Source organism: Caulobacter sp. SSI4214, from assembly GCF_012184455.1.
GTDB classification, from domain to species: Bacteria; Pseudomonadota; Alphaproteobacteria; order Caulobacterales; family Caulobacteraceae; genus Caulobacter; species Caulobacter vibrioides_E.
Genome location: NZ_SZWJ01000145.1, coordinates 1 through 5,725 on the forward strand (window position 1 = coordinate 1; position 5,725 = coordinate 5,725).

At 70.4% G+C, this 5,725-nt stretch carries 6 protein-coding genes; 4 read left to right on the forward strand and 2 right to left on the reverse strand.

What is annotated here, in order from left to right:
• Positions 1-192: 192 nt before the first annotated feature.
• The 4 genes from FCU40_RS22315 (at position 193) to FCU40_RS22330 (ending at position 3,678) form a co-directional block, all read left to right on the forward strand.
• The gene (locus tag FCU40_RS22315; protein ID WP_168077990.1) at positions 193-993 is read left to right on the forward strand and encodes an SDR family oxidoreductase; all 801 of its coding nucleotides are present in this window, start codon (positions 193-195) and stop codon (positions 991-993) included.
• A gap of 84 nt (positions 994-1,077) precedes the next feature.
• Entirely contained in the window at positions 1,078-2,289 is a 1,212-nt protein-coding gene (rlmN, locus tag FCU40_RS22320; protein WP_168077996.1) for a 23S rRNA (adenine(2503)-C(2))-methyltransferase RlmN, read from the forward strand.
• A 104-nt stretch (positions 2,290-2,393) separates the two neighbouring features.
• Positions 2,394-2,822 (forward strand): DUF350 domain-containing protein, encoded by a 429-nt coding sequence (locus FCU40_RS22325; RefSeq protein ID WP_004615999.1) that lies wholly within the window; start codon positions 2,394-2,396, stop codon positions 2,820-2,822.
• Positions 2,823-2,847: 25 nt separating this feature from the next.
• The gene (locus FCU40_RS22330) at positions 2,848-3,678 is read left to right on the forward strand and encodes a serine protease (RefSeq protein ID WP_004615996.1); all 831 of its coding nucleotides are present in this window, start codon (positions 2,848-2,850) and stop codon (positions 3,676-3,678) included.
• On the opposite strand, the gene FCU40_RS22335 is transcribed toward FCU40_RS22330, so the two are convergent.
• Positions 3,675-5,024 (reverse strand): MFS transporter, encoded by a 1,350-nt coding sequence (locus FCU40_RS22335; protein WP_168077992.1) that lies wholly within the window; start codon positions 5,022-5,024, stop codon positions 3,675-3,677. The genes FCU40_RS22330 and FCU40_RS22335 overlap by 4 nt on opposite strands.
• A 38-nt stretch (positions 5,025-5,062) precedes the next feature.
• On the reverse strand, positions 5,063-5,725 hold a 663-nt coding region (locus tag FCU40_RS22340; protein ID WP_168077994.1), incomplete at its 5' end, for a response regulator.

A 5,725-nucleotide genomic window follows, 5' to 3' on the forward strand; every position in this document is an offset into this window, starting at 1 on the left:
TCTAGCTCTAATCCCTTCCAACGGCCGTGGCGGCCTCCCTCGCGCCACGGCCCGGAAGGGCGCGCGCTCTCGCCCCGACGCGCGCCCTTCCGCCCCCTCCTCAGGGGGGCGGGATTTCGAGGGCTTCTTGAACCAGAGCGCGGGCCGTGCTGCTGTCGGGGGGCGTTCTTTCGTCCACCGGATCCCTTCGTCATGGCCCGCCGTCTTGCCCTAATCACCGGCGCCTCCGCCGGCATCGGGGCCGCTTCCGCCCGCATCTACGCCAGCCACGGCTATGACGTGGCCCTGACCGCGCGGCGCGCCGACCGCCTCGAGGGCCTGGCCGCCGAGATCAAGCTGCGCTCGGGCGTGGAAGCCTACGCCCTTCCCGCCGACCTGGCCGATCCGGCGGGCGTCGACGCGGTCCTGGCGGGGATCGCCGAGCAGGGCCGGGTGGTGGACGCCCTGGTCAACAACGCCGGCTACGGCCTGCCGGGGACCTTCGCGACGACCAGTTGGGCCGACCAGGCGACGTTCTTGCAGGTGATGCTGACCAGCGTCTGCGAGATGACCCACAAGGTCCTGCCGGGCATGGTCGAGCGGCGCTTCGGCCGTATCGTCAATGTGGCGTCCCTGGCGGGGCTTGTCCCCGGCGCGGCCGGGCACACCCTTTACGCGGCGACCAAGGGCTTCCTGGTCAAGTTCTCCCAGAGCCTGCATCTGGAGAACCTCGCGACGGGCGTCCATGTCAGCGCCCTGTGCCCGGGCTTCACCTATTCGGAATTCCACGACGTCGACGGCACGCGCGACCAGGTCAGCCAGGGCGTGCCCGAATGGATGTGGCTGGGCGCCGACGAAGTGGCCGCCGCCGGCTTTGAGGCCGCCGAGGCCAACCGCCCGATCTGCGTGCCCGGCGCGCCCAACAAGGCGCTCGCGGCCATCGCCAAGGTCGTGCCCGACGACTGGGCCCTGGCCCTGATGGCCAGCCAGGGAAGCCGGTTCCGCAAGGTGTGACATCCGGCTCTGGACGGCGCCTTTTGGAAAACCGTGCCGGACCTGCTATATGTCCGCCTCGACCCCGAAGATCCGGACACCCCCTTGAGCGTCACCCTCGACCTGTCGCGCGTCTCGTCCGACGCCGCGCCCGCAACCCCCGTCACCAAGCCGTTGATCAACCTGTCGGGCCTGACGCGCCCGCAACTGGTCGCGGCCCTGGTCGAGAGCGGCGTGGTCGAGCACGGCAAGGCTAAGATGCGGGCCACCCAGATCTTCCGCTGGATGCATCATCGCGGCGTCACCGACTTCGCCGACATGAGCGATGTCGCCAAGGAAACCCGCGCGCGCCTCGCTGAGGCCTTCACCATCGCCCGGCCGGAGGTTGTCGAGCGTCAGGTGTCGAAGGACGGCACCCGCAAGTGGCTGATCCGCATGGCGCCGGGCATCGAGGTCGAGAGCGTGTTCATCCCGGGCGTCGGCCGGGCCGGCGCCTTGTGCGTCTCCAGCCAGGTGGGCTGCACCCTGAACTGCAGCTTCTGCCATACCGGCACCCAGCCGCTGGTCCGCAACCTGACCACGGCCGAGATCGTCGCCCAGGTGCAGGTCGCCAAGGACGACCTCGGCGAATGGCCGTCCGACAAGGAGGACCGCCAGCTCTCGAACATCGTGTTCATGGGCATGGGCGAGCCGCTCTACAACCTGGGCCAGGTCGCCGACGCCATCGAGATCATCAGCGACAACGAAGGCATCGCCATCTCGCGTCGCCGGATCACGGTCTCGACCTCGGGCGTGGTCCCCATGCTGGAAAAGCTGGGCTCGACCACCCAGGCCATGCTGGCGATCAGCCTGCACGCCACCAACGACGCCCTCCGCGACGTCTTGGTGCCGCTGAACAAGAAGTACCCGATCGCCGAACTGATGGCCGGCATCCGCGCCTATCCGGGCCTGTCGAACGCCCGCCGCGTGACGTTCGAGTACGTGATGCTGAAGGGCGTCAACGACAGCCCCGACGAGGCCCGCGCCCTGGTCAAGCTGATCAAGGGCATCCCCGCCAAGATCAATCTGATCCCGTTCAACCCCTGGCCGGGCAGCGACTACCAGTGCTCGGACTGGGCGACGATCGAGGCCTTCGCCGCGATCCTCAACAAGGCCGGCTACTCCTCGCCGATCCGCACCCCGCGCGGCCGCGACATCCTCGCCGCCTGCGGCCAGCTGAAGAGCGAGAGCGAGAAGGTCCGCGCCTCGGCCCTGCGCAAGCTGTCGCTGGCCGCGATGGCGGGCGTTCTGTCCGAGGATGACGACGAGGCGGCTTAGGCTGCCCGTAAGCGGCGTTTCCCGTGGCGCGAGCGCCCCCTACGCAAAGCTCGCCGACCCGTGCTACTCAGTGGGCCGCACGTTCTCCGGGGTCATCCGCGTCCATGCCGTCCCAGCTCCAGTCGCCCGAGATTCAGGCGTTCGCCACCGGCTTTCCGATCACCTTGCTGCACGCGGGCGTGACCCTGACGATGCTGGTGCTGGGCGCGGTGGTCTACGCCCTGCTCACCCCGCACAAGGAGATCACCCTGATCCGCGAGGGCAATTCGGCAGCGGCCCTGTCGCTGGGCGGCGTGTTCGTGGGCCTGGCGATCCCGCTGGCCGTGTCTCTGAAGGCCTCGACCTCCGTTGTGGAGATCATCATCTGGGGCGTGGCCACCATTGCCGTTCAGCTGCTGGTCTTCCGGGTCACCGACATGATCCTCAAAGGCCTTCCCGAGCGCATCCACGAGGGCGAGGTCGCCGCCGCCGCTCTGCTGGTGGGGGCCAAGCTGGGCGTGGCCCTGATCCTGGCCGCCGCCGTGGCGGGCTGATCGCGTCGCGTCCGGGGCGTTCGTCGTGCATTTTCCCAAGCTCCCCGACTGGCTGGTCTACGCCGCGGCGGTCAGCGCCCTGCTGATCGTCGCCATCGGTCGGCAGGAGCGCTCGGACGCCCCGCCGCCGCCGCCGCCGGTGCCGGGCGAGGAGGGCGTGCCGCTGGGACCGTCCTCGCCGTTCGACCCGTCGATCGTGGTCCAGGTGCCCGACAAGCCGGAGCCCGGCTCGGGCACGGCCTTCTCGGTCGGCGATGACGGCTCCTGGCTGACCGCCCGCCACGTGGTCGACGGCTGCAAGAAGGCCGCGATCGTCGTCGCCGACGGACGGGGCGTGGCGGCCAAGGTCCATATCGATCCAACGGCCGACGCGGCGATCTTGACCACCGAGGGCGGGGCGCCGGCGGTGCCGCTGGGGCTGGACACGCCGCTGCGCCGGGGCGCGCGCGCCTATCACCCCGGCTTTCCGCAGGGCCATCCGGGCGAGGCCGCCTCGCGCCTGCTGGGTCGCGAGAACCTGGTCGTCCATGGTCGCGGCGCGCGCACCGAGCCGGTGCTGGTCTGGGCCGAGGTCGGACGCACCGATACGCTCAAGGGCACGCTGTCGGGCCTGTCGGGCGCGCCGGCCCTGGACGCCGCCGGCCGCGTGATCGGCGTCACCGTCGCCGAGGCCCCGCGCCGGGGCCGCATCTACACGACGGCGCCCGAGAGCCTGAAGGTTCTGCTCGGTCCCGGTCGGCGCCCCTCGCCAGCCGATCCCAACGCCGAGCCGATCACGACCGACAACTACGGCCGCGTCGCCGACGGCCTGCGCCGCGACCTGCGGGTGGCCCAGGTGGTGTGCCTGGCGGTCTAGGCCGGCGTCGCCGCTTCGGGCTTGGCGGGCGGACGCACCAGGAAGAAGCAAAGGATCACGGCCGGAATGCCGATCGCCGCCGCGCCCAGATAGAAAAGAGCGTAGGCATGCATCAGGTCGCGGCCGCTCTGCAGCGCCTCGACCGCCGCGCCCGAGAAACCCTTCAGGAACTTGCCGGTCCAGGCCAGCGCCGAGGTCATCACCGCGTACTGCGTGGCCGTGTAGCCCAGACTGGTCAGGCTGGACATGTAGGTGACCAGCGCCACGCCCGAAAAGCCGATGGCGAAGTTGTCCAGGATCATCACGGTGATGAAGCTGGGGATCGTGACGCCCCACAAGGCCAGCCCGGCGAACAGGGCGATGCCGATCGGCTGCAGCACCGCGCCGGCGATCAGGGTCTTGAAGTAGCCGAAGCGCAGGGCGCAGAAGCCGCCGACGGCGATCCCCGAGAAGGTCCCGGTCAAGGCGATGGTGCGCACCCAGCCCACCGTGCTCTTGGTCAGGCCCAGGTCGTGATAGAAGGGGTTCGAGATCGGCCCGCGCACATAGTCCGACAGGTGATAGAGCGTGATGGTCACCAGGATCAGCAGGGCGAAGGCGCCATGCGCGGTGAAGAACTCGATGAACGGGCCGGCGATGGCGTCCCAGAGGCCGCGTGGGGTCCAAAGCGGCTTCTCGGCGGCGTTGGCGGCCATGACCGCGTCGGCCCGGCTGGGCTCGACGGCCATCAGCGCGCCCGCCACGCCGATCGCCATCAGAACGCCATAGGTCAGGTACGAGCCCGGCCAGCCGATCTTATCGGCCAGCACCAGGATCAGGGCGTCGGCGGCCAGCAGGGCGACGCGATAGCCGATCTGCACGGCCGAGGTCAGCAGGCCCAGCTCGTCGCCATCGTCGGCGATCTCGATCCGCCAGGCGTCGATGACAATGTCCTGGGTCGCGGAGGCGAAGGCCACGAGCACGGCGAAACCCGCGACGGTGGACAGGCCCGCATGGGGTCCGGTCAGACCCATGCCGATCAGGCCGGCGGCCACGATGATTTGCGATAGCACCATCCAGCCGCGCCGACGGCCCAGCCACCGGCCCAGCAGCGGCGCGTCCAGCCGGTCGATCAGCGGAGCCCACAGGAACTTCATGCCATAGGCCAGACTGACCCAGGACAGGAAGCCGATCGCCTTCAGCGACGTGCCTTCTTCCCGCAGCCAGTAGCCGAAGGTGTTGGCGGTCAGGAGGAACGGCAGGCCCGACGCGAAGCCCAGGGCCAGCATCGCCGCGACCTTTGGTTGCTTCAGCGCGCGCAGCACGTCCATCATGCCGCGCTTTTTGGTCGTCGCGCCTGCGGCCATGCGTCTTCACCGCGCCCGGACGCGGTCCCCCTCCGAAATCAGGAGGCGACCTTGGCCCGCGTCGGCGCTTTCGTCCAGCCAGCGGTCGCGGCGCGGCCGGTCCACCGCGTGAGCGCCGCGCGCAGGGCTTCCTGGGTCAGGGGCTTGACCAGGAAGTCGTCCATGCCCGCCGCCAGACAGGCGCGCTTGTCCTCGTCGAAGGCGTCGGCGGTCAGGGCGGCGATCGGCGTGGCGACGCCTCGACCGCGCAGGGCCTTGGAGGCCTCGACGCCCGAAAGGCCCGGCATCCGCAGATCCATCAGGATCAGGTCGTAGGCGCCGGCCGAGGCGGCGACCACCGCCTGTTCGCCGTCCGCGACGCGGTCGACCTTGCAGCCCTCGCGCTCCAGCAGGGTGCGGGCCAGCAGGGCGTTGATCGGATTGTCCTCGGCCAGCAGCACGCGCGCGCCCTGGGCCACCGCCCCGGCGACGCGGTCGTCATGCGCCGGCTCGACGGCTGTCGCCCCGTCCTCGCCGTGGGCGGCGCCGGCTTGCAGCACCTGGGCGACGAGGGAGGCCGCGCGCAGCGGTTTGATCAGATAGCCCGAGAAGCCGCCCGTCTTCAGGCGGTCGATCAGGTCGCGCTGATCGGGGGTCAGCAGCACCACGGCCCGGCGGCCGGCGGGCGGCTTCAGCGCGCGGCGCGGACTGGAAAGCGCGGC

Coding starts and splice junctions, on each gene's coding strand:
- FCU40_RS22325 (WP_004615999.1), top strand. CDS start 2,394: ATGCCGTCCCAGCTCCAGTCGCCCGAGATTCAGGCGTTCGCCACCGGC.
- FCU40_RS22335 (WP_168077992.1), bottom strand. CDS start 5,024: ATGGCCGCAGGCGCGACGACCAAAAAGCGCGGCATGATGGACGTGCTG.
- FCU40_RS22315 (WP_168077990.1), top strand. CDS start 193: ATGGCCCGCCGTCTTGCCCTAATCACCGGCGCCTCCGCCGGCATCGGG.